21 protein-coding genes are annotated in these 22,814 nt (G+C 44.8%); 10 read left to right on the top strand and 11 right to left on the bottom strand.

What is annotated here, in order from left to right; all coding sequences use genetic code 11:
- Complete coding sequence (ribH, locus tag CO230_RS11170; RefSeq protein WP_122028669.1) at positions 1–516, top strand: 6,7-dimethyl-8-ribityllumazine synthase; 516 nt, start codon at positions 1–3, stop codon at positions 514–516.
- Here ribH and CO230_RS11165 read toward each other — a convergent pair.
- The 3 genes from CO230_RS11165 to CO230_RS11155 are packed head-to-tail and all read right to left on the bottom strand — an operon-like array spanning position 513 to position 2,318.
- Positions 513–1,646, bottom strand: a complete 1,134-nt coding sequence (locus tag CO230_RS11165) for a glutathionylspermidine synthase family protein (protein WP_122028668.1) — start codon at positions 1,644–1,646, stop codon at positions 513–515. The two genes, ribH and CO230_RS11165, sit on opposite strands and share 4 nt — an antisense overlap.
- A 6-nt stretch (positions 1,647–1,652) precedes the next feature.
- Complete coding sequence (locus CO230_RS11160) at positions 1,653–1,982, bottom strand: hypothetical protein (protein ID WP_122028667.1); 330 nt, start codon at positions 1,980–1,982, stop codon at positions 1,653–1,655.
- 6 nt (positions 1,983–1,988) lie between these two features.
- Positions 1,989–2,318: a hypothetical protein gene (locus tag CO230_RS11155; RefSeq protein WP_122028666.1), complete on the bottom strand. Its 330-nt coding sequence runs from the start codon at positions 2,316–2,318 to the stop codon at positions 1,989–1,991.
- A gap of 87 nt (positions 2,319–2,405) precedes the next feature.
- On the opposite strand from CO230_RS11155, the gene CO230_RS11150 reads away from it, so the two are divergent.
- On the top strand, positions 2,406–3,257 hold the full coding sequence (locus CO230_RS11150; RefSeq protein ID WP_122028665.1) for a neutral zinc metallopeptidase: 852 nt from the start codon (positions 2,406–2,408) through the stop codon (positions 3,255–3,257).
- 51 nt (positions 3,258–3,308) lie between these two features.
- On the opposite strand, the gene CO230_RS11145 is transcribed toward CO230_RS11150, so the two are convergent.
- Genes CO230_RS11145 through CO230_RS11130 form a run of 4 tightly spaced genes read right to left on the bottom strand, consistent with a single transcriptional unit; the run spans position 3,309 to position 9,574 of the window.
- On the bottom strand, positions 3,309–4,715 hold the full coding sequence (locus CO230_RS11145; protein ID WP_122028664.1) for an efflux transporter outer membrane subunit: 1,407 nt from the start codon (positions 4,713–4,715) through the stop codon (positions 3,309–3,311).
- Between the two features lie 23 nt (positions 4,716–4,738).
- Complete coding sequence (locus tag CO230_RS11140; RefSeq protein ID WP_122028663.1) at positions 4,739–7,888, bottom strand: efflux RND transporter permease subunit; 3,150 nt, start codon at positions 7,886–7,888, stop codon at positions 4,739–4,741.
- The gene (locus CO230_RS11135) at positions 7,888–9,117 is read right to left on the bottom strand and encodes an efflux RND transporter periplasmic adaptor subunit (RefSeq protein WP_122028662.1); all 1,230 of its coding nucleotides are present in this window, start codon (positions 9,115–9,117) and stop codon (positions 7,888–7,890) included. Before CO230_RS11135 ends, CO230_RS11140 begins: the two co-directional genes overlap by 1 nt.
- Before the next feature lies 1 nt (position 9,118).
- Positions 9,119–9,574, bottom strand: a complete 456-nt coding sequence (locus CO230_RS11130; RefSeq protein ID WP_122028661.1) for a transcriptional regulator — start codon at positions 9,572–9,574, stop codon at positions 9,119–9,121.
- A gap of 110 nt (positions 9,575–9,684) precedes the next feature.
- Here CO230_RS11130 and CO230_RS11125 point away from each other — a divergent pair, with 110 nt between their 5' ends.
- From CO230_RS11125 to CO230_RS11110, 4 genes are all read left to right on the top strand, one after another.
- Positions 9,685–10,008: a translation initiation factor gene (locus tag CO230_RS11125; protein ID WP_122028660.1), complete on the top strand. Its 324-nt coding sequence runs from the start codon at positions 9,685–9,687 to the stop codon at positions 10,006–10,008.
- A gap of 99 nt (positions 10,009–10,107) precedes the next feature.
- Positions 10,108–10,962, top strand: coding sequence for a nucleoside phosphorylase (locus CO230_RS11120; protein ID WP_122028659.1), 855 nt, complete (start codon positions 10,108–10,110; stop codon positions 10,960–10,962).
- 203 nt (positions 10,963–11,165) lie between these two features.
- Positions 11,166–11,465, top strand: coding sequence for a hypothetical protein (locus CO230_RS11115; protein WP_122028658.1), 300 nt, complete (start codon positions 11,166–11,168; stop codon positions 11,463–11,465).
- Between the two features lie 98 nt (positions 11,466–11,563).
- Complete coding sequence (locus tag CO230_RS11110) at positions 11,564–12,373, top strand: enoyl-ACP reductase (protein WP_122028657.1); 810 nt, start codon at positions 11,564–11,566, stop codon at positions 12,371–12,373.
- Positions 12,374–12,429: 56 nt separating this feature from the next.
- Here CO230_RS11110 and CO230_RS11105 read toward each other — a convergent pair whose 3' ends face one another.
- Both CO230_RS11105 and CO230_RS11100 read right to left on the bottom strand, forming a co-directional pair.
- Positions 12,430–13,773 carry a M20/M25/M40 family metallo-hydrolase gene (locus tag CO230_RS11105; protein ID WP_122028656.1) on the bottom strand — a complete coding sequence of 448 codons (1,344 nt, stop codon included), beginning with the start codon at positions 13,771–13,773 and terminating at the stop codon, positions 12,430–12,432.
- Complete coding sequence (locus CO230_RS11100) at positions 13,770–14,798, bottom strand: threonine aldolase family protein (protein ID WP_122028655.1); 1,029 nt, start codon at positions 14,796–14,798, stop codon at positions 13,770–13,772. Before CO230_RS11100 ends, CO230_RS11105 begins: the two co-directional genes overlap by 4 nt.
- Positions 14,799–14,917: 119 nt before the next feature.
- Here CO230_RS11100 and CO230_RS11095 point away from each other — a divergent pair, with 119 nt between their 5' ends.
- From CO230_RS11095 to CO230_RS11085, 3 genes are all read left to right on the top strand, one after another.
- A complete protein-coding gene (locus tag CO230_RS11095) occupies positions 14,918–15,574 on the top strand; it encodes a metal-dependent transcriptional regulator (RefSeq protein ID WP_122028654.1) in 657 nt (218 codons plus the stop codon).
- A gap of 81 nt (positions 15,575–15,655) precedes the next feature.
- A complete protein-coding gene (gene pruA, locus CO230_RS11090; RefSeq protein ID WP_122028653.1) occupies positions 15,656–17,281 on the top strand; it encodes an L-glutamate gamma-semialdehyde dehydrogenase in 1,626 nt (541 codons plus the stop codon).
- Between the two features lie 130 nt (positions 17,282–17,411).
- Complete coding sequence (locus CO230_RS11085) at positions 17,412–17,699, top strand: YtxH domain-containing protein (protein WP_122028652.1); 288 nt, start codon at positions 17,412–17,414, stop codon at positions 17,697–17,699.
- Between the two features lie 47 nt (positions 17,700–17,746).
- Here the strand turns inward: CO230_RS11085 and CO230_RS11080 are convergent, their stop codons facing one another.
- On the bottom strand, positions 17,747–18,283 hold the full coding sequence (locus CO230_RS11080; RefSeq protein ID WP_122028972.1) for an RNA methyltransferase: 537 nt from the start codon (positions 18,281–18,283) through the stop codon (positions 17,747–17,749).
- 60 nt (positions 18,284–18,343) lie between these two features.
- Between CO230_RS11080 and mutS the strand changes: the two genes are divergently transcribed.
- The gene (mutS, locus tag CO230_RS11075) at positions 18,344–20,923 is read left to right on the top strand and encodes a DNA mismatch repair protein MutS (RefSeq protein WP_122028651.1); all 2,580 of its coding nucleotides are present in this window, start codon (positions 18,344–18,346) and stop codon (positions 20,921–20,923) included.
- Between the two features lie 27 nt (positions 20,924–20,950).
- Here mutS and CO230_RS11070 read toward each other — a convergent pair whose 3' ends face one another.
- Complete coding sequence (locus CO230_RS11070) at positions 20,951–22,789, bottom strand: ABC transporter ATP-binding protein (protein ID WP_122028650.1); 1,839 nt, start codon at positions 22,787–22,789, stop codon at positions 20,951–20,953.
- Positions 22,790–22,814: the final 25 nt, after the last annotated feature.

Below are 22,814 nucleotides of genomic sequence, written 5' to 3'. Positions count from 1 at the left end.
ATGGCTACCGTAAATCTTTCCGATTACCAACCATTACAGATTGATGATGCCGGTTCTTTCAGAATTGGCATCGTTGTTTCGGAATGGAACAGTTTTGTAACCCACAACCTCCGCGATGGTGCCTTAGCCACTCTAGAAGCCGAAGGTGTATCCACAGATAACATCACCGTATTTAATGTACCGGGCGCTTTTGAACTCAGTTATGCCTCCATGCAGCTTTGCAAGGAACGGAAGTTCGATGCGGTAATCGCCATCGGCTGCGTCATTCGTGGCGAGACCCCGCATTTCGATTATGTATGTTCCGCGGTAGCGGAAGGCATCAAAGACTGTAATATCCTTACAGATACGCCTACGATATTCTGCGTGCTGACGGATGATACCGAAGAACAGTCCATAGCCCGCAGTGGGGGTAAACATGGTAATAAAGGCGTGGAGGCAGCAGCTACCGCACTACAGATGATTGATTTTATAAGAAAGCGCTCCGCAAAGAAAGGGAACATTGGCTTCGGCCATTAATGCTCGGTGATAAGGTGTGGTACGAATCTGCTTTGATTATTGGTGATTAGGTTTGTACTCTCTCGAACGCCTATGCCGGCTGCTTCCTGCCCGATAACCCAACTGCCGATCACAGGATAATTACCTGAAAAATTTGGCAAGTTAAACAGTTGCTGATAAATAAATCCTTCCTTACCATATATTCCTGAGTTTTGCTCAACGGGTAAATGGTTTTTATACAGCGTAACATTAGCGCCCTCCCTCGAGTAAAGCGGTTTTTTGGCGTAGTTCAACAAATTTCTGGCTTCCGTATAAGACTCCAGCAAGTAAGGGTGATTTGGGTACAGTTCCCAAAGAATAGGCAGCATCGCTTTAGAAGACGCTAAGATCTTCCATGCAGGTTCAATCCATTGGGTTTTATTGATGTTCCCAGCAAGTTTTCTCCCGAAATCCTCTTCAATAATCCATTCGTAAGGGTAGAGCTTGAAGATGACTTTCATGATTTCCCTGTCGGCGCCAATGAATTCTTTAATATCCTCTGCCCAGCCAATGTCCTGAACAGCGATGTAGGCTGTTTCTAAACCGGCTTGCGAGGCGCAATCTCTCATATATTCTACATTGGTAACGTCCTCCATATTCGTGAGCGAGGCGAAATGTACAGCATCACTTTGAAGATAAGGTTTTAAATACGCCCAATAATCAATCAATTTTTCATGAATAGAATTGAACTGATCGTGCGCCGGAAATTTATCCTGAAGCCAGTACCACTGAGCTACAGAAGCCTCCAGCAATGATGTAGGCGTATCTGCGTTGAATTCGAGCAGTTTGATGTTTTCACCATCGAAACCCAAATCGAAACGTCCGTACACCGAAGGAAAATCCTGTTCCCAACTATCGATGATGGCGGCTCTGAACCATTCCGGGATATGGAATTTGAAGAAAAGATTCTTTGATATAACATGTTCCACGGCTTCCAGATACATTTGCCAGAGTTGTGCTGTAGCTTTTTCGAGTTCCTGTATTTCTGTAGGGTTAAACGTGTAATAAGCCGTTTCGTCCCAGTAGGCTTCCTCCAAAGAGTGATACCCGAAACCTAAAGCCTCAAGTTTGTGCTGCCAGTTTTTACGCGGAATGGTAGAAATTCTGTTCATGCTTAATTATGAAGATGCCTGAAAGCCCGATTTGCCCATGCCGCCACGCACCACAGCTCCTTTGTAAGGGTTGGTCCCGGTATTGGATTTCGTAGAAATAGCATCACTGTAATAACCCCGCTGGAAACCGTTTGCGCCATAATAACCGTATGGGCGGAAAGCATGATACAGCAGCAGCCCCGTAAGGAAACCATTGGAACGGCTGTACTGTGCGGTAGAATCTGACCTCATGTACACTTTTTTTTCGGTTCCCCAAGATTTTTCTTCCGGTTCTGTAGTACAGCTGGCCAAGATGCCGGTAAGAAAGAGCAGGGTGATTTGTTTACTTTTTTTCATGATTTTTTATTGTACGGTGATGTAGAACTCGTAATCTTTTCTGGCTTTTTGCTGTATTTCATTACCATTGCTGGTGACCGGTAAAATAGTGTCTCCCAACGCCGGAATCGTATCCCGTGTAGTAACTTCTTTCACAAGATTATTTTTCACCCAAACTTTGTGCCTCGTGATAAGCACATCGGCGGAATCTGCATGTTCTACAGACACAGTGGTCTCTACAGCACCGTTTTTAGATACAGCAGTGACAGTGTCTTCCTTGGTAGTTTCCTGCGTGCAGGAAAGATTTAATAACAGCAGTAGGGCAACTGCGCTAAGGCGGCTTATTTTTTGTATCATGGGATTCAAATTGATTTCAAAAATAGCAAATTACTTCGGGAAATAATTATTTACTATAAGACTCTATCTATTTAAAAATTAAAAACTATGAAATGGACAAACGACAGAAGCGGTAATGTGGATGACAGAAGAGGTTCAGGCGGTGGCGGGATGCTGGTCGGTGGTGGCCTTGGCTCGTTGATCATTGCCGCGATTGTATTTTTTTTAGGCGGTGACCCTTCGGCGATCCTGTCTTCAGGCATCACCCAAGGAGCACAGACCTCCCAGCGCGATCTTACAGCCGACGAACTGAGAGTCCGGGAGTTCGTACAGATGATTACTGCCGAAAACGAGCAGACGTGGGATGAAATTTTCAGAGAAAACGGCCTACAATACCAACCGGCGCGCGTGGTGATGTTTGAGAATGTGACACAGTCGGGATGTGGTACCGCACAAGCAGCCATGGGACCTTTTTATTGCCCGGCAGACCAAACGGTTTATATGGATATGAGTTTTTTCCAGGAACTGCAACAGCGCTTCGGCGCACAGGTAACCGAGTTTTCCATAGCTTACGTGATGGCTCACGAAATGGGGCATCATGTACAGAACTTGCTGGGAACTCTTCAGGAAACCAACCGCATCCGTACCAGTGGACAATATTCTGAAGCGGATATCAACCGTGTTTCGGTGGCGACAGAGCTTCAGGCTGATTTTTATGCCGGCCTTTGGTCACATCACACGCAACGACGGGAAAAATTCCTTGAACCAGGGGATATAGAGTCTGCCATCTCTGCAGCAGAAGCAGTGGGGGATGATAATATACAGAAGCGCTCGCAGGGATATGTAAACCAGGAAAGTTTCACCCACGGTAGCTCCGCCCAACGTAAAGAATGGTTCCTGAAAGGCTATAACAGCGGAGACATCCGGCAGGGCGACACCTTCCGTGTCTTGCTTAAATGATTCTAAAAAATAAAAGCCGAAGTTCATGCTTCGGCTTTTTATTGTTTGGTTCTATCTCCATCCGCCACCAAGGGCTTGATAGAGTTCTATTCCTGCACGCATTTTATTATATTCAGCGTTAGAAATGTTCAGTTCTGCATTCAGGGCATTTACACTGGCATTAATTACTTCCAGATAGTTGGCCATCCCGAAATTCACAAGTTCTTCGGAATAGTTTACCGAACGTCGGTATGCTTCAAGTTCTTTACGTTTAAGATCGATGAAACTGTCCTGCACTTCGTAAACCCGTAATGCGTCAGACACTTCCCGGCCCGCTGTCAAAAGCGTTTTGCGGAAATTCAGATAAGCCCTTTCGCGGTTGGCAATATTTACTTCATAATTCGTGCGGATTTGTCTGCGGTTCAGTACCGGTTGTGTGAGACCACCTACAACACTCGCAAATAAAGAGTTGGCATTGAATAATTTATCAATATCCAAACTTTGGATGCCGCCACTGCCACTGATGCGGAGCGAAGGATAGAACTGTGCCTTAGCTGCCTTGGTAAGTTCAAAAGCAGAGATCAGGTTGTATTCCGAAGCCATTACATCTGGTCTGTTAGAAAGCAGGCTCGCTGAAAACCCCAGTTTGTAGTTTTCAGGCATTTTCTGTTGCGCAAGTGTGCTGCGTTCGATCCTTTGGGAAGGGATGGCCAAGAGATAGCTCATGGCATTTTCCAGCAACTGTATCTGCGTCTCGGTGTCGATTAGCATTGATTGGGCGTTGAAGACCAGGGCTTCACTCTGCTGGACTGCCACTTCGGTGAAGGTCCCCGCGTCTTTCAGGGCGCGTGTGGTTTCCAGGTTTTTTTGGCGCAGAGAGATGGTTTCTGTAATAATTCTCTTCTGTTCATCAAATGTCAGTAATTGATAATATGCTGAGGCAATGGCGGCAACCAAGTCGCTTTTTACTGCCTGATGTGTAGAGACCGCCCCGAAATATTCGGCTGCACGTGCGCGTTCCTCCGCTTTCATTTTTCCCCAGATGTCGATGTCCCAAACGATATCGGCACCGAAATCATAAATATGGTTGTAGCGGCGTTCGCCCACCAATTGGCCTAACTGGGTGTTCAATGACTGTGTTTGGAAGTTGTACGACGGGCCGATACTTACCGTGGGCTGGTAGGCAGCTTTACTTTGTTTCAGGTAAGCTTCGGCAGCACTGATGTTCTGTAATGCGATGCGGATATCCAGGTTGTTATCCAAACCTTTTTGTATGTGCTTCTGTAAAATGGGATCTGTAAAAAGAGCTCTCCAGGAAACGGTCGCGATACTGGCAGAATCTGTCGGCAGCATATCTGTACGGAACAGGTTTTCGTTCAAGACTTCTGGGTTCCTGGTGTATTTCTCCCCCGCAGCGCAAGAAGCGAGTATCAGCGGGAGCGCAATGATTGCGATAATATATTTAATGTTAACTTTCATTGTTATGTCTTTCACAATTAAAATTATTCTGCAAGATGAATGTCTTCTGCTTTGATAGGCTTTACTTTTTCCTGCAGCCATTGGAAGATCACAAACAGCACAGGTATGGCCAGCAAACCGAAAAACGTACCGATTAAAAGCCCAGCCGCGGCGCCCGTGCCGATAGACCTGTTTCCTACAGAACCGATACCTGAGGCAAAGACCAATGGTAACATGCCGAAAATAAATGCAAAAGAAGTCATCAGGATAGGTCGCAGACGTGCTTTTGCAGCGTTTATGGCAGCCATGGCCAGCGTTTCGCCATGATGTCGGCGCTGTACGGCAAATTCTACGATAAGAATCGCGTTTTTAGCGAGTAGTCCTACAAGCATGATAAGTGCGATCTGGAAATAGATGTTGTTTTCAAGACCAGCGATTTTCTGCCCGAAATATGCGCCGGCAACGCCTAACGGAAGTGAAAAGATGACCGCCAAGGGTAGCAAGAAACTTTCATACTGTGCGGCAAGGATGAAGTACACGAATACCAGACTGAGCATAAATATCACCGCTGTTTGCGAACCTGAACTCAATTCTTCTTTTGAAAGACCGGTAAATTCCACCACATAATCTGCTGGTAACTTATCGGCAGCCACTTCCTGCACTGCTTTAATGGCATCACCTGTTGAAAAGCCAGGATTATTGGAGCCTGATATTGAGATGGAAGTAAACAAGTTATAACGTTCTACCGATTTCGGGCCGAAGGTCTTCTCCATGGTTACAAACTGAGAGATGGGAGCCATTTGCCCGGAAGCTGTTTTCACAAAAATACTGCTGAGGTCTGAAGGATCGTTGCGCGAGTCGGGAAAGGCCTGTACCATTACCCGGAACTGCTTACCATATTTGGTGAAATCTGCCGCATACACCCCACCAATATATCCTTGCATGGTGCTTAGGATATCCGAGACTGAAACACCGGTTTCTTTGGCGCGTGGTACATCAATCACCATCTCGAACTGAGGGTAATTGGTGTTGAACGAAGTCTGCGCAAACTGAATTTCCGGTCTTTCCATCAGTGCGCCAAGATATTGTTTTGCAACTTCATCCAATTGCTTCAGGCTTCCGCCCGATTTATCGAGCAATACCGCAGAGAAACCATCACTGGTACCAAATCCTGGGATACTTGGCGGGGAAAAGAATACAATTTTAGCATCCGGATATTTACCCGCAAGCCCAAAAAGTTTCTTGGTAATCGCCTCTACCGACTGTTCAGCATCAGAAGATCTTTCATCAAAAGGTTTTAGCCTGATGAAGGCCTGTCCAGCGTTAGAGCCGCTACCAGACATAAAGCCACGGCTGGCGGTAAAGGTCACATTCGCTACCCCGGGGATTTTTCTTGCGTCGTTCTGCAAGTCCTTCAGTACATTATAGGTGCGTTCCATGGAAGCGCCTGGTGGCAACGCGACATCCGTAAAGATGATCCCACGGTCTTCTTTGGGTACAAATCCGGAAGGCATATTGGCGTTTGACCACCAGAAAAACAGTCCGCCAACGGCAAAGATTATCAAAGTAACCCATTTGTGTCTTAAAAGGAACACGAACGAACGCCCGTACCGGTCTGTAGCCGTATTAAAAGCAGTATTGAATTTATAAAAGAATTTCTGTCCCCAATTCATTTGTGCATATTCTTTATGATGCGCGGCATTGGGTTTCAGGAAAAGTGCACAAAGCATAGGGCTGAGGGTAAGTGCGTTAACAGCCGAAATTAGGATGGCCACAATAAGTGTTATCCCAAACTGCTGATAAAATACCCCAGTTGGCCCGGTAATGAAAGTCACCGGAATGAAAACCGCCGCCATTACCAGCGTAATAGAAATAATAGCACCGGTAATTTCGTTCATGGCGCTTACCGTGGCTTTCTTGGCATCATTAACGCCGCTCTCCATTTTGGCGTGTACTGCCTCTACCACCACAATAGCGTCATCGACCACAATCCCAATCGCTAATACTAAAGCAAACAGCGTCAATAGATTAAGTGAATAACCGAACAGGTTTAGGAAGAAGAAGCTCCCGATAATGGAAACCGGTACCGCAATGGCGGGGATGAGTGTAGAGCGGAAGTCCTGTAAGAAAATATACACTACCAAAAATACCAGCACGAAAGCTTCAAGAAGGGTAGTAACAACCTTCCCGATAGACGCTTCAAGAAAGTCATTGGTATCGAAATTAATGGTATACCCTACACCCTCAGGCATGGTTTTCTGGTTGTTTTCGAGGAAGATTTTAATATCTTTAATGATTTGCTGCGCATTGGAACCTGGGGTTTGGAAGATCCCCATACTCACTGACCGGCGTCCGTTATTTTCACCGATGGTGCTGTAAGACTGCGCGTCAAGATTGATTTCAGCCACATCCTTCAGTTTCAGGAATTGTCCATTTCCTAGGGATTTCAAGATGATGTCGCCATAATCTTCGGCTTCATTGAATTTGCCTTTGTAGGTAATAACATACTCAAAGGCGTTACCGCTGTTCTGCCCGAGTTGGCCCGCAGCGGCTTCGCGCGACTGCTCGTTGATGGCAGCAATGACTTCAGAAGGTTCCAGGCTGTAAGCGGCCATTTTAGCAGGATCAATCCATACCCGCATGGAAAAGTTCTTACCACCGAAAGCTTGCGCGTCACCTACGCCGTTTACCCTTTTCAGTTCAGGGATGACGTTGATGTTCAAATAGTTTTGCAGCCATACTTCGCTCAGGTCTTTATTATCTGTATAAAAAGACAGGAACATCAGGGCGCTGGTACGCTGTTTCTGTACCGTTACACCGGAGCGGGTTACATCCCCAGGAAGAAGCGGCAAAGCGCGCTGCACCTTATTCTGTACTTCTACCGCGGAAATATCAGGATCTACGCCTTGTTTAAAGAAAATCTGGATGTTTGCCGAACCGTTATTACTGGCTGAGGACGAAATATAATCCATCCCTTCCACACCATTTACCTGCTCTTCTATCGGGATGATGACGCTGTTCATTACCGTTTCGGCGCTTGTACCGGTATAGTTTGCCGAGATGCTTACGGTGGGCGGTGCGATATCAGGATATTGGGTAATGGGCAGCGCCTGAAGACCCAAGACTCCTAAGATGACAATAAGAATAGATACGACACTGGCTGCGACAGGCCGGTTTATGAATTGTTTTACCATTAGAAGATGGGTTTTATGGCGTTTACGATTTCATCAAAGTTCGCCGGTTTCTGTTTTACGGCAGTTCGGGGTTTCAAAGTTCCTACTCCTTGGGCCACAATTTTTTCGCCTTTTTTAAGGCCTTCTTTTACGACAACAAGATTATTCACACGGTCGGTAACGCCAATAAGTATATTTCGTGCGGTATCCTGCTCTACCCGGAATACGTACACCAATCCCTGCTGTTCAAAAGTGGCGCTTTCAGGAACCACCAATGCCTGGTTATACAGTTTAGGCACCCGAATCGTACCGCTGTTTCCGTTACTGAGGAGTTTAGAGGCATTATTGAAGGATACACGGAACTGTATGGTACCCGTCTGCGGATCGATCTGCCCGGTTACCGCCTGTATTCTCCCTTTTTCACTGTAAGGACTTCCGTTAGCCAGAATAAGATCTACCATCGGAAGATTTTTAATTTTTTCAGGAAGTGTAGCTCCGTAAGAATTTGCCAGAAAGTCAAGATATTCGCGCTCGTTCATGGAGAAATAAGCGTAGATTTCACTGGTATCGGAAACTGTAGTTAAAGGCAGCGGATCGGAAGGTCCTACAAGGCTGCCGACCCTAAGTGGAAGTTTACCTACCACCCCGGAAATGGGGGCACGGATGACAGAATAATCAATATTGGCCTGTACGCCCTTATAATTGGCAGAAGCCTGGGAAACCCCGGCGTTGGCTTGCTGCTGTGCGGCCTGTGCTTGCGAAAGCTGTGCCTGCGCACGGGCAAGGTTGGCTTTGGCAGTCTCCAGCTGCACATTACTGATGATGTTTTTCTGAACCAGTGGCACGAGTTTATTTACCTCTACCTGTGCGGCGTTTACCGCGGCCTGTGCAGCATTTACATTAGCGCGTGCTGCCGCAACGCCAGATTGGGCGGCTCCAATGCCGGCGCGTGCCGCATCTGCAGATTCATTCAGTGTATTGGTCTCAAGACGGAAAAGCGGCTGTCCTTTGGTAACATATTGCCCTTCATCCACCAAAACCTGGGTGATATATCCTTGGATCTTTGCACGGACGTCATTGTTCACACGCCCCTGAATAGAGGTCGGGAAGCTTTGGTATCCCGTTACATTGCGCACCTGCACTTCGACCACCGGTACTTCTTTAGGGCCTTCTTGCTTTGTTTCTTCTTTCTTTTTACAGGCTGTTACCGATAGTAAGGCCAGTGAAAGTGTGAATAGCGTATTTCTCATCTTAAATCTTATGTAGGGTTTCTTCAATGTTTGTAATATTTTTGTTAAGCAACATTTTATAACTTTCAAGTCGTTGTTGCTTTTTTTCGTCTTTAATAGGCCAAAATGCCTGCAGTTTATCCAAAATTACAATTTCCTGCTTCATTTTATTAATGATATTAAGGAAGCGGAGTGTAACGAAGTCATCATTGATTACAAAAAAACGTTTACGTTCATTAAGGGTATTAAAATCTTTGATGAGCTTGGCGTTCAATAAAAGATTCAGGTTGGCTGAGACCGAACTTTTACTCGCGGCAAACACCTGCACGAATTCTTCGAAACAAATCCCTTTCTTTTCGAAATCGAAGATTACATATGCATAAATCTTGGCGCCTAATGGCGGCAACTGGAAAGTTTCACCATAAAACTTCACCAGATCCTGAAAAATTTCTTGATCTATAACTAAACTTGCAGGCATATTTTTTAATAAGCGAGCAAAGATAACCTTTAGTTCGGAAAAAAACGAACCAATTAACTCATTTTAAATGTGTGTTAAAATATTAGTGGCGGATTTATTACTTTTGTTTCATGGATTTACGAGATCAACTGAAAAATCTTTTCCCCGACCATCAGGAGCAGGAATTTGAGATGCCTGAAGAAACGTTTGTACAGAAAGAACCGCTTGTCTGCAAGTTTGAGAAAAAAGGGCGCAACGGTAAACCTGTAACTTTAATCGAAGGCTTCGAAGGTGATGATGACAAACTGAAAAGCCTGTCAAAGAAGATAAAAACCACCCTTGGTATCGGGGGCTCTGAAAAGGACGGTGTTATTGTCATACAAGGCGACAACCGCGATAAAATAATGAAAATCCTGCAGGAAATGGGCTATAAAACCAAGCGCGTGGGAGGATAAAAATCAGGAAAATCATTTCACCGGAACGAAAAAACTACGTACCTTTAAATTCCTTTTTTCAAAAGAGGAATTTTTTTTAATTTTAAAAATATACGGATTATGCTTAATAAGTTAGCAGCCTCGGAGCTGGTGTTAAACCCCGATGGCAGTGTGTACCACCTGAATCTCTTACCTGAAGATATCGCAGAAAAAATTATCTTGGTGGGCGACCCCGACCGTGTGGCCAAAGTTTCACAGAACTTCGATACGGTAGAAATCAAGAAAAACAAAAGAGAGTTCTATACCCACACCGGTACGCTGCGCGGAGAGCGTATTACCGTGATGTCAACCGGCATTGGTACTGAAAATATTGATATTGTGATGAATGAGCTCGATGCTTTAGTGAATATCGATCTTCAGAACAAAGAGTTTAAGACCGAACATAAAGCGCTACAGTTATTCCGTTTGGGAACTTGTGGAAGTGTGAATCCTGAAGTGGAGGTGGACCAGATGTTGGTGACACAAAACGTGGTTGGGCTTGATGGGTTGATGCATTTCTACTCCGATTACCAGTTCGAGAATGATTTTTCCCGACAGTTTCTAGAAAAATTCCCTTATCAGAAAATCAAGCCGATGCTGTATTTCTCGGATTGGGCAGAGGATATTTCCGACTATTATAAAGATGCCAAATATCATGGGAATACCGCGACCTTCCCTGGGTTTTATGCGCCACAGGGCCGCCAACTCCGTCTAAAAGCCCTTGATGACCGTTTCTTGGAAACATTGAATGACCTGGGCATCACCAATTTCGAAATGGAAACTTCCGCCATTTACGGCCTTGCGAAACTCCTCGGTCATAAGGCACTTACAGTAAATGCGGTGATAGCCAACCGCCGCCGGGGCGAGTTTTCAGCGGATCATAAAGCATCTGAAAAGAATATGATCGATTGGGTGCTCGAAAGGATCATTAAATAAAAAATATCATTGCCGGAATTTCTTTCCGGCAATTTTTTTGTGGTACGCCTGAATGTTTCAGAAATAAAGATTCTGTAATCATATTAATATTTAATTAGGAAATATTTAACATTTGTAGCACGAGTTGGGAACAGAACTTGAATAAACCAACCCATCAAATTTCATTTTTCACGAATCACAAAATATTAATTTAAAAAAGTATTATGGAATCACAACATTATGACAATGCCGAAAGAGCAGTAGACCAAACCAAATGGACCGTTAACGATTATGCAGACAGAGCCAAAGATTACATCCGCGAGCAAAAAGCCAACGACCGTGAGGCAACCAGCGAAGGATGGATGGAGCGGGCCAAAGAAAATGTAAAAGATGCCTGGGAAGATACCAAGGATGCCCTAGCAGAAGCCTGGGAAAAAACCAAACATTGGGCAGATAACACGGCCGACGACGTAAAAGATGCCGGCGAAGATGTAAAAGCCGAATGGAACAAACGTACCAACTGATCCTAATTATATCATTCCACAAGGGAGCCAATTTGGTTCCCTTTTTTTATGCTTTAAACAATAAATATTATAAATTTGTCTGCAAAATACTTAAGATTATGTCATACGGATTATTAAAAGGTAAAAAAGGAATCATCTTTGGCGCACTCAACGACCAGTCAATCGCTTGGAAGGTAGCCGAAAGATGCCACGAAGAAGGAGCAGAATTCATCCTCTCCAATGCACCCATCGCGATGAGAATGGGGGAAATTGATGAACTTGCCAAAAAAACAGGGTCCGATGTGGTGCCTGCAGACGCAACTTCCGTGGAAGACCTTGAGAAACTTTTTGCCCATGCACAGGAAAAATACGGCAAGATCGATTTTATCCTGCACTCCATCGGGATGTCCGTAAATATCAGAAAAGGAAAAGCTTATACAGACCTTAATTATGATTTTTTAGAAAAAGGTTGGGACGTCTCGGCAGTTTCTTTCCATAAAGTGATGAAAGCGGCTTGGGACAAAGATATTATGAACGAGTGGGGCTCTATCCTCGCACTTACATATATCGCAGCACAAAGAACGTTCCCTAACTACGGTGATATGGCTGATAACAAATCTTACCTCGAAAGTATCGCCAGAAGTTTTGGGTATTATTGGGGCGACAGAAAAGTGCGCGTAAACACCATTTCGCAGTCACCAGTGATGACCAAGGCCGGCGCCGGCGTGAAGGGCATCAGCGGCTTCTTCAATTTTGCGGACAGCATGTCGCCACTGGGTAATGCTGACGCGTTGGATTGTGCTAACTATTGCGTGAGCCTTTTCTCGGATCTTACCAAAAAAGTCACCATGCAGAACCTCTTCCACGATGGTGGCTTCAGCAAGACGGGTGTGTCCCAGAAGATTGTGGATAAATTTGAGGATCTATAAAATTACTTTTAAAAAAAATCAAAAGTCCGTTTCTTCAAGCAGAAACGGACTTTTTTTTATCTCGAGATTCTCGGGACCACAGGCAAACTGGGGTTTCCGGTAGGCGAAACGCTTTGTACGGCAAACAGATAATTATCTTTCGAATATGCTATTTCAGCGCTGGTTTCGGTAGTGAAGATTCTTTCGGTCCAAACAGGGCTGTCAGTCTCACGGATCAGAATATAATATCCTTTTACAGAGCCGGTGAGTGGTTTTTCCCAACTCAGTTTTGTTTTGTTACTAAGGTCTTTAACGTCCATCAATACTTTTTGAGGCTGCTGCGGGGCTTTTGCAAGATTGGCCAGTACGGTAATATTCAGTGCGGTATTGTTCTTAAGATATTCAAAATCCATAAATTCGATGAGGTCGCCGTACTTTATGCCGTTTTCTGTCCGTAGATCCTGATGCTGATGATCGAAGTTCTCGTAATAATCAGTAAGCCGCACCGCCGTGAAGCCATGGTTCACGAAGGGGGTATGGTCTCCGCCACGCAAAAAGCGGTCATTCCTGTAAATCAGTTTAATATCAGTTTCAGGTATGTAAATCTCACCGGTTTCTTTGATGTATCGGGCAAGTTGCCGTGCCCTTCCGTCATTCTCTAAACCGAGATTCCGCAGCGCAGCAGCCGTTTTTTCTGTTTCGAATGCGGGCAAACCTTCACTGAAGATCCTGAGTTTTGATTTTATTTCATGTTCAGGCGCATCAAAGCGGTTGCTGCCAATCATATCATTATTAAGAACGGCCTCTACCTGCCAGTTCTCTGCTTTTGCTTTGTCGGCTAATAGCCTGGCGCCGAGCAGTCCCTGTTCTTCGCCACTTACGGCAACGAAGACAATGGTGGCCGGAAATTTTGATTTGCTTAATATTCTGGCACTTTCAATAACTGCCGCAACACCGCTGCCATCATCATTAGCGCCCGGTGCGTCGCTGGAGAAATCCATCACATCAGAAACCCGAGAGTCCAGGTGGCCGGAGATGATGAATATCCTTTTGTCCTCGGGATTGGTGCCGCGCAAAATTGCGGTGGGATTGCCCAAGTTCGTGGCTTTGCTGATGCGTTTGCCGTCCGGGGCCAAGTCTGTAGTGTGCAGGAAGACTTCCATGCCGCCGCCCGTATTTTTCGCGTAATGTTTAAACTTATTCAATACCCAGTTACGTGCGGCACCAATACCACGTTTCGGGTCAGTGGTGCTGCTCATTGTATGCCTGGTACCGAAACTTACGAGTTTTTCGATATGCGCTTTCAGGGTGTCTTGATTGACTGATGCGGCGTAACGGACAAGTTCCGGGTCTTTCGTTGATTGCTGTGCTGATACCGACAAGGAGATTACAGCACTGCAGATAAGGGCAAGTTTTTTCATTTCAGTTGTTTTATTTCGTTTATGAACTGGTTTACAATATCCTCCGGTGTGTACCACGAAGTGATGATTCTGATGGCGGAATGTTGGTCATCAAGCTTTTTCCAGATATAAAATTCATAATTCAAAGATAAATGTTCAATTTGATCTTGTGTAAGAATCGGGAAGATCTGGTTGGTGTAGGTTTCAGCAAGAAAGTGGCAGCCAGCCTGGCTGAAGGCTTCTTTAATCCTCATCGCCTGTGCGTTGGCGTGTTTTGCCAGTTCAAAATAAAGATCATCACGGAAAAGCTCCAGAAACTGTATGCCGAGTAACCGGCCTTTGGCAAGCAGTGCGCCGCGCAGTTTAAGATGATAACCGAAATCTTCTCGCAGTGCTTCGTTATTGATGACAATGGCTTCCCCAATAAGCGCACCGTTTTTGGTGCCGCCGAGGTAGAAGACATCCGTATTTTTGGCAATGATTTCTAAGGTTAGATCATTGTTTTCGGCGGTCAAAGCATGTCCCAAACGTGCACCATCCAGGAAGAGATACATTTTTTTTGCTTGGCAGTATCGGTAAAGGTCCTGTAATTCTCCGGCGGAATAAATAGTGCCGATTTCAGTAGAGTTAGAGATGTAAACGAGTTTCTGTTTTACCTGATGTGGGATGTTTTGATGCGCGTCTAATACCTTCTGTAAGTCATCAGGGCGTAATTTCCCATCAGCAGTGGCCACTGCGTGTATTTTATGACCTGTCGCCTCAATCGCGCCGGCTTCATTGGTGAAAATATGCCCGGTTTCCGCGGAAATGATGCTTTCATGAGGTCTTAATAAAGCAGCGATAACGGTAAGATTCGCTTGCGTGCCACCCGACACAAAATGTATTTCTGAATGATGGCGGAGCCGTTTTTGAATCAATTTTTTTGCTTCGTCGCTATAATCATCAAGGCCATAACCTGCTTGCTGGCGCAGGTTGGTGCGTGACAGAGCTTCCAGAATCTTTGGATGCGCGCCTTCGGCATAATCGTTTTTAAAGGAGTAATTCATTGTTTAAAAATAATAAAAAGAGGTTATTACGTGGGTGATTTCATTGATATTTTAACTATTTGTCAAATATTCCGAGTTAAATTTTAATGTTAGATTTGCACAGTTTATAATCTAACTTTATGATTTCCCTAACCGAAGAAAACTATCTTAAAGCCATTTTCCATTTAATGAGCCAGGATCATACGGTGACCATCAATGAAATAAGTAAATTTCTGGATGTGAAGATGCCCAGCGTTAATAACATGATGAAGAAGTTTGCGGAGAAAGAATGGGTGATTTATGAAAGCTATAAACCATTAAAAATCACAGGTCTGGGGAAAAAACAGGCTGCTCTGGTGGTGCGTAAACACCGTCTTACAGAGATGTTTCTTGTTGAAAAAATGAATTTCGGCTGGGAAAACGTACACGAAATTGCCGAGCAACTGGAGCATATACATTCCGAAACGTTTTTTGATAAAATGGATGAACTGCTGAACTACCCGCGCTTCGATCCGCATGGTGAGCCGATCCCGGATAAATATGGCAACATCATTGCGCAGGATTTGAAGAAACTCAGCGACTGTAGCCTGGGTGAGCAGTCTGTTTTTACCGCTGTAACCATCAGTGATGATGATTTCCTGAATTTCCTGAATGCTAAAAATTTGCAACTCGGCACCGAAATACAAGTACACGAAATCGAGCCTTACGACCACTCCATGACGATAAAAGTAGGGAACCGCACTACCGTTCTTAGTAAAACCGTCACAGAAAAAATGCTGGTAAAAGTTGAAGTATAGGCCAGTTTTTGGCTTTTGGAACATTACTTTAATTCATGTAACTTTGTAACTCTTATAAAAATTAATCCTAAAATATTTAATATGACCAAAGCAATATCGCAGGTGCCTTTTGCTGTAAATGAGCCCGTAAGGACTTATGAACCAGGCTCTGCAGAGGTAAAGTCACTTATTTCCATGTACAAGCAAATGTGGAGTGAAAAAGCCGAAATTCCCATGATCATTAATGGAAAAGAAGTGAAGACTGAGGAAAAAGTGGCCTTACAGTCCCCACAGGATCACCAGCACGATCTTGGCTTTTATTATAAAGGCACTATGCAACATGTGGATGAGGCCATTAATACGGCACTCGCAGCCAAAGAAAAATGGAACAAACTGGGCTGGGAGCAACGCGCCTCTATCTTTTTGAAAGCAGCCGAACTGGTGGCAGGCCCTTACAGAGACCGCCTGAATGCCGCTACCATGATTGGTCAAAGTAAAAATGTACACCAGGCAGAGATCGATTCGGCTTGTGAGTTCATAGATTTCCTGCGGTATAATGTAGAATTTATGACGGAAATTTATTCCGAACAGCCTGTATCCGATGCCGGTGTTTGGAACAGGACTGAGTACCGTCCGCTGGAAGGTTTCTGCTTTGCGGTAACACCTTTCAACTTCACGGCAATTGCCGGTAACCTGCCCACCTGCATGGCCATGATGGGCAACGTGGTGGTATGGAAACCTTCAGATAAACAAATCCTTTCTGCTAAGGTTATTATGGATGTACTTACCGAAGCAGGATTGCCAGCCGGGGTCATCAACATGATTTTTACTGATGGTAAGGATACCGCTGCGAAAGTATTGACGCATCCTGATTTTGCCGGATTGCACTTCACCGGTTCTACAACGGTATTCCAGGATATGTGGAAAACAATTGGTAACAATATCCATCAGTACAGGACCTACCCAAGGATTGTAGGAGAAACCGGCGGAAAAGATTTCGTAATGGTACACCCTTCAGCAAATGCCGCCGCTGTTGCAACAGCATTGGTGCGTGGCGCATTCGAGTATCAAGGGCAGAAATGCTCCGCGGCATCGCGGGCTTATATCCCACAGTCGCTCTGGAGCGAAGTACAAGAAATCATGGGCGCACAACTGAAGACGGTGAAAATGGGTAGCCCGGAAGACCCTTCAAACTTCGTAAACGCGGTAATCAGTAAAGGTTCATTCGATAAATGTAAAGCCTATATCGAACGGGCACAAAGTTCTGCTGAAGCTGAAGTAATTTTTGGTGGCAATTGCGATGATAAGAAAGGCTGGTTTGTGGAACCTACCGTAATCCTCACCACCAACCCTAAATATGAGTCTTTCTGTGAAGAGATTTTCGGCCCGATACTATCTGTTTATGTATATGAAGACGCGCAGTGGGAAGAAACCCTGAAGATTGTGGATGAAACTTCACCTTATTCTTTAACAGGCTCTATTTTCTCGCAGGACCGTTACGCGATTGAGGAAGCGTATAACGCGCTGGAGAATGCGGCAGGCAACTTCTATATCAATGATAAGCCTACGGGCGCGGTAGTAGGGCAGCAGCCATTCGGTGGTGCCAGGGCTTCGGGAACCAATGATAAGGCCGGTTCTAAGATGAATTTATTGCGCTGGACTTCGGTACGGACCATCAAAGAAACTTTTGTCTCTCCTAAAGATTATAAATATCCATATTTAGGATAATTAAAGATGCTCTGCTTCGGCAGGGTATTTTTTTGGTAAAGTTTTAACATAATTTACGGCAAGCGGAGCGTTAGTGGCACAGTTTTTACATCATTGGCGTTAATTAAACAAACACAAAAATATTAAAATCATGGGCACTAAAAGAAATGGCTTATTAGCTTTATTAGGTTTAGGAGCGGTAGCATACTGGAAATATAAAAACGCTACCCCTGAAGACAAACAGAAAGTAAAAGATACCCTGAACAACGCCAAAGATAACTTCAATAAGTTTGGCAGCGATCTGAAGACTAAAGCGGGTGAAGTAGCTTCTCAGGTACAGAGTAAAGTAGCAGCAACAGGTAATGGTAATGAAGGAGCTGCGCATAACACAGATGCCGGTGCGGGCGAACCAAATACGCAAACACAAAGCAGTTTCTAGAACTGAGAATTACAACATTATCATCCCAGCCTCGGCTGGGATTTTTTTTATATCAGTTTCCGGAAGAATTCCCACATCACAATACCGCCACAAACCGACACGTTTAGTGAATGCTTGGTACCCAGTTGCGGGATTTCCAGAAAAGTGTCATAATGCGTGAAGGCTTCATCACTTAACCCTTCCACTTCATTTCCCAGAACCAGCGCATATTTTTGGTCCTTAACCACCGGGAAATCAGTAATCGGCACAGAAGCCGAGGTTTGCTCGATCCCAATAATGTTAAATCCGTGTTCTTTTAGGTTTTGTAGCGCTTCAGCAATGCTTCTTTCATAACGCCACGCTACACTTTCAGTCGCTCCCAAGGCTGCTTTATGGATTTCGCGGTGTGGCGGTTGGGGCGTAATTCCACAAAGGATTATTTCGTCGATCACGAAGGCATCTGCCGTACGGAAAATCGCGCCGACATTATGCATGCTCCTAACATTATCCAGCACTACAACCAGCGGAATTTTTTCGGTTTCCTTAAAGGTTTCAACATCTATGCGGCCTAATTCTTCCAGTTTCAGTTTCTTGATGGATGACATTTTTGTATTTTTGGCAAAATTAACTAAAATAAAGGCTTCACCGCCACCCAACCGTAACCGATGGCAAAGAAAGAGACTCCTTTAATGACGCAGTATAACACCATCAAGGCGAAATATCCGGATGCGCTGTTGCTGTTTCGGGTAGGGGATTTTTACGAAACCTTCGGTGCGGATGCCATTAAAGCATCGCAGATCCTGGGTATTGTTCTAACCAAGCGTGCCAATGGGGAAAGCGCTATAGAACTGGCTGGTTTTCCGCATCATTCGGTAGATGCTTACCTGCCAAAACTCGTGCGTGCGGGGTTGCGCGTGGCCATCTGTGACCAGTTAGAGGACCCTAAATCCGTAAAGGGAATTGTAAAGCGTGGCGTGACAGAGTTGGTAACGCCCGGTGTGACATTCAATGAGCAGGTGTTGTCCTCCAAAAAGAATAATTTTCTCCTCTCTGTACACCGTGAGAAAGAAAAATACGGCGTGGCTTTGGTGGATGTATCTACCGGCGAATTCCTGATCTCCGAGGGAAACCTCGAAAAGTTGCTGCACATCTGCCACACATTTGATCCCAGCGAAGTCATCTATCAAAGGTCTATCGAACTGCCGAGCCAGTTAAGAAACAAAAACTCCTTCAAGTTAGAAGATTGGGCATTTCAGTATAATTATGCGTACGAAAAACTCACCAGCCATTTTAAGACCAACTCTTTAAAAGGGTTCGGGGCTGAAGATTTCAAGCTGGGGATTGTGGCTGCGGGCGCCATCTTCGCTTATCTGGTGGAAGATACGCACCATGCGCTTTTGCAGCATATCACCAGGATTCGGGTAATTCCGCAGGAAGATTATCTGATGATGGATCATTTTACGCTCAGAAATCTCGAAATCGTCTATCCAAGCTATCCCCAGGGAAAGTCGCTGCTGGATATTATTGATAAAACCGCTACCCCAATGGGCGGAAGGTTGCTTAGGCGAAGACTTATTTTACCTTTAAAATCGGTGGATGAGATTAACCGAAGGCTCAATTTAATCGAGTTTTTCAATAAGGAAGACCATCTGAAATATGAAATTCAGCAACTCCTGAAATCCATCTCGGATCTCGACCGTCTGATGGGGAAGTTGGCCTCGGAGAAAATCTGCCCTAAAGAACTTGGTTATTTGCGCCAAAGCCTGCTCAACATCCATGAGATTAAAAAGCTCTTACACCCATTTGATGAGGTGTTGGCGTGGGTACAACCACTGAACAACCTTGAGGAACTTATCACCTATCTGCAAAATTACCTGAATGAGGAGCTTCCGGTAAACATTGCCAAAGGTAATGTGATTAAAAGCGGTATCTCTGAAGAATTAGACCATCTGCGGAGTTTACAGAGCAAAGGCAAAAACTTCCTTGACGAAATGTGCGAACGCGAAACTGAAAGAACCGGCATATCCAGCCTGAAAATCAGCTTCAACAACGTATTTGGCTATTTCATCGAGGTTCGTAACACGCATAAAGATAAAGTACCACAGGACTGGATCAGGAAGCAAACACTTGTGAACGCCGAAAGGTATATTACCGCTGAACTTAAAGAATATGAGGACCAAATCCTCGGCGCTGAAGAAAAAATCTCGAAAATTGAACATGAACTTTACCGTGAAGTGTGCAACTATGTGATGATTTTTATTGACAGCATTCAGGAAAATGCACAAATCATAGCCGAAATCGACTGTGGCGTCGGATTATCTGAACTGGCGGTTTCGGAAAGTTATACAAGACCGGTTTTAAATGACAGTTTTGAGATAAACTTAAAGGAAGCCAGACATCCGATCATCGAAAATGCTTTGCCACTGGGCGAAAAGTATATCCCGAATGATGTGTTTTTAGATAAAGATGCGCAGCAGATCATCATGGTAACCGGTCCGAACATGGCGGGTAAATCCGCGATTCTGAGACAGACTGCAATCATCTGCCTGATGGCACAGATCGGAAGTTTCGTTCCGGCGAAACACGCTGAAATCGGGGTTTTGGACAAGATTTTCACCAGAGTCGGCGCCACAGATAATATTTCGGCGGGCGAATCTACGTTCATGGTGGAAATGAATGAGGCCGCGAATATCCTTAATAATATTTCCGAGCGAAGCCTGATTCTTTTGGATGAAATCGGGCGTGGAACATCAACGTACGATGGTGTTTCGATTGCGTGGGCGATCGCAGAATACCTACACCAGCACCCGACTCAGCCCAAAACGCTGTTCGCGACACATTACCATGAACTGAATGAAATGACGGTGACTTTCGAACGGATTAAAAACTTCCATGTTTCCATTCAGGAGAACAAAGGCAACATTATTTTCATGCGGAAACTGCTTCCTGGCGGCAGCGAACACAGTTTCGGGATCCATGTGGCGAAACTTGCCGGCATGCCATCAAAAGTGGTGAACCGCGCAAACGAAGTGTTGAAAACTTTAGAAAAAAGTCGAAGCCAGAGCGGGTCTAAAGGTAAAACCAAGGCACTTACCGACGAAAATCTGCAGCTTTCATTCTTTCAGCTGGACGATCCTGTTTTGGAGAACATTCGTGAGGAACTCACAAAAATCGACATCAATACCTTGACGCCGATTGAAGCTTTGATGAAGCTGAATTCGATCAAAAAAATGATTGGAAAGTGAATTAAACGTTCATTTTCTTTAACATCCTTACCCAAAATTCTGCAGTTCCACCAGTTTTCGGTAAACATTGTTGTTATTCATCAAATCTTCGTGTGTGCCTTGCTCTACAATGTTTCCGCGTTCCATCACTACGATCCAATCGGCTTTTTGTATGGTTGAAAGTCGGTGCGCGATCACGAGAGAAGTTCGGTTTTCCATCATTTTCTCCAATGCATCCTGCACGAATCTTTCAGATTCGGTATCCAAGGCGGAAGTTGCTTCATCCAGAATCATGATGGGTGGATTTTTCAGTACAGCACGTGCGATGGAAACCCTTTGTTTTTGGCCTCCGGAAAGTTTATTCCCGTCGTCACCAATATTGGTATAGTATTTTTCCGGTAGATTTTCGATGAACTCGTGGGCGTTGGCGATTTTTGCCGCGGCGATTACCTCCGCTTCGGTCGCCTCGGGTTTCCCCATCAAAATATTATTGAAAACCGAATCATTAAAAAGTACTGATTCTTGCGTTACCATTCCCAGAAGATCGCGGTATTGCTGTAGTTTCAGGTTCCTGATGTCTTGTCCGTCCACCAGTATTTCGCCTTCAGAAACATCATAAAAACGGGCTAAAAGATTCGCGATCGTTGTTTTACCTGAGCCAGATTGGCCTACGAGTGCCACGGTTTTTCCCTTTGGAAGGGTAAGGCTGAAGTTTTTCAGGATTACATTGTCTTTATCATAATAAAAACCGATGTTTTTGAACTCAATTTTATCCTGAAGGGTAGAGAGTCCGATAGGATTTGCGATTTCCTCGACTTTTAAGTCATAATCCAACACCTCTGAAACCCGGTCCAGACTCGCAAGTCCACCCTGGATGTTCGATACCGCGCTTGAGAGTTTTTTTGCGGGTTCTAAAATCTGAAAGAACATCCCGATGAACACCAAGAATGTTTCAGGCTCCATCGTTTGTTCGTTAAGAATTTGTACGCCGGCAAACCACGTGATGATTAAAATGGTTACGGAACCCAAAAATTCGCTCATGGGTGAGGCTAACTCGCGGCGGCGGCTCATTCCGATGGCGTATTTTTTCCAGTTGTTGGTCGTTGTGTTGAAGCGGTTTCTTAAAATACGGTCCGCGTTGAAGATCTTAATGACTTTTGATGATTTCAATGTTTCATCTACAAGTGAAAAAAGATTCCCGAGTTCTTCCTGGGCGGCGGTGGCTTTTCTTTTGAGGCTTTTGCCTACCCAGGCGATCAATCCGCCCATCAGTGGGAAAACCAACAACGAGAAAAGTGTAAGGTTTGGTGACAGAATGAACAGTGTTATCAGGGAAGTGATAATCATAAACGGCGCATTAATGACATCTACCAAACTGCCCATAATACCGCTTTCTACGGCACCGATATCGTTGGAAATACGGCTCATCATATCACCTTTCCGTTTCTCTGTGAAGAATGATACCGGCAGTTTCAGGAATTTCTCGTACATCGCAGTCCGCAGGTCTTTAGTAATGCCTACACGATAATTTACGAGTAAATACGCGCCAAGATAACGGAAGATATTGCGCAACAGAAAGGCAAACGCCGTAACAGCGCAGAGTATCGCCAATACCCGAACGGTACCATGCGTATCAATATTGGTCTGTATGGTATAGTACACCCAATCTTTCGCAAACGCGAAAAAGTCTACCAACCGGCCGCTATACGTGGGGACCACAGTGGTATCCACTTTTTCCACCGTGCCAAACATGAGTCCCAGGATGGGCAACATGGTGGCCACGGAAAAAATATTCAGTAAAGAATACATGATGTTAAAAAACATGCTGCCGAAAAGATATTTCTGATGAGGGCCAGCGAAGGAAAGTATGCGGTGTAATGGTTTCATTGAAAGAAATTTCGCGCAAAATTAC

Origin of the sequence: Chryseobacterium sp. 6424, from assembly GCF_003692615.1 — a bacterium.
Lineage (GTDB): Bacteria > Bacteroidota > Bacteroidia > Flavobacteriales > Weeksellaceae > Kaistella.
The sequence above is the reverse complement of the archived record's forward strand: the minus strand, read 5'-3'. Positions and strand labels throughout refer to the sequence as shown.

What these genes read in the sequence shown, in the direction of transcription:
- CO230_RS11160 (WP_122028667.1), bottom strand. Translation starts at nt 1,982, where the DNA reads ATGAAAAAAAGTAAACAAATCACCCTGCTCTTTCTTACCGGCATCTTG.
- CO230_RS11165 (WP_122028668.1), bottom strand. Translation starts at nt 1,646, where the DNA reads ATGAACAGAATTTCTACCATTCCGCGTAAAAACTGGCAGCACAAACTT.
- CO230_RS11125 (WP_122028660.1), top strand. Translation starts at nt 9,685, where the DNA reads ATGGATTTACGAGATCAACTGAAAAATCTTTTCCCCGACCATCAGGAG.
- mutS (WP_122028651.1), top strand. Translation starts at nt 18,344, where the DNA reads ATGGCAAAGAAAGAGACTCCTTTAATGACGCAGTATAACACCATCAAG.
- CO230_RS11100 (WP_122028655.1), bottom strand. Translation starts at nt 14,798, where the DNA reads ATGAATTACTCCTTTAAAAACGATTATGCCGAAGGCGCGCATCCAAAG.
- CO230_RS11135 (WP_122028662.1), bottom strand. Translation starts at nt 9,117, where the DNA reads ATGAGAAATACGCTATTCACACTTTCACTGGCCTTACTATCGGTAACA.
- CO230_RS11150 (WP_122028665.1), top strand. Translation starts at nt 2,406, where the DNA reads ATGAAATGGACAAACGACAGAAGCGGTAATGTGGATGACAGAAGAGGT.
- CO230_RS11105 (WP_122028656.1), bottom strand. Translation starts at nt 13,773, where the DNA reads ATGAAAAAACTTGCCCTTATCTGCAGTGCTGTAATCTCCTTGTCGGTA.
- CO230_RS11155 (WP_122028666.1), bottom strand. Translation starts at nt 2,318, where the DNA reads ATGATACAAAAAATAAGCCGCCTTAGCGCAGTTGCCCTACTGCTGTTA.
- CO230_RS11130 (WP_122028661.1), bottom strand. Translation starts at nt 9,574, where the DNA reads ATGCCTGCAAGTTTAGTTATAGATCAAGAAATTTTTCAGGATCTGGTG.
- CO230_RS11140 (WP_122028663.1), bottom strand. Translation starts at nt 7,888, where the DNA reads ATGGTAAAACAATTCATAAACCGGCCTGTCGCAGCCAGTGTCGTATCT.
- CO230_RS11070 (WP_122028650.1), bottom strand. Translation starts at nt 22,789, where the DNA reads ATGAAACCATTACACCGCATACTTTCCTTCGCTGGCCCTCATCAGAAA.
- ribH (WP_122028669.1), top strand. Translation starts at nt 1, where the DNA reads ATGGCTACCGTAAATCTTTCCGATTACCAACCATTACAGATTGATGAT.
- pruA (WP_122028653.1), top strand. Translation starts at nt 15,656, where the DNA reads ATGACCAAAGCAATATCGCAGGTGCCTTTTGCTGTAAATGAGCCCGTA.
- CO230_RS11085 (WP_122028652.1), top strand. Translation starts at nt 17,412, where the DNA reads ATGGGCACTAAAAGAAATGGCTTATTAGCTTTATTAGGTTTAGGAGCG.
- CO230_RS11115 (WP_122028658.1), top strand. Translation starts at nt 11,166, where the DNA reads ATGGAATCACAACATTATGACAATGCCGAAAGAGCAGTAGACCAAACC.
- CO230_RS11110 (WP_122028657.1), top strand. Translation starts at nt 11,564, where the DNA reads ATGTCATACGGATTATTAAAAGGTAAAAAAGGAATCATCTTTGGCGCA.
- CO230_RS11095 (WP_122028654.1), top strand. Translation starts at nt 14,918, where the DNA reads ATGATTTCCCTAACCGAAGAAAACTATCTTAAAGCCATTTTCCATTTA.
- CO230_RS11080 (WP_122028972.1), bottom strand. Translation starts at nt 18,283, where the DNA reads ATGTCATCCATCAAGAAACTGAAACTGGAAGAATTAGGCCGCATAGAT.
- CO230_RS11120 (WP_122028659.1), top strand. Translation starts at nt 10,108, where the DNA reads ATGCTTAATAAGTTAGCAGCCTCGGAGCTGGTGTTAAACCCCGATGGC.
- CO230_RS11145 (WP_122028664.1), bottom strand. Translation starts at nt 4,715, where the DNA reads ATGAAAGTTAACATTAAATATATTATCGCAATCATTGCGCTCCCGCTG.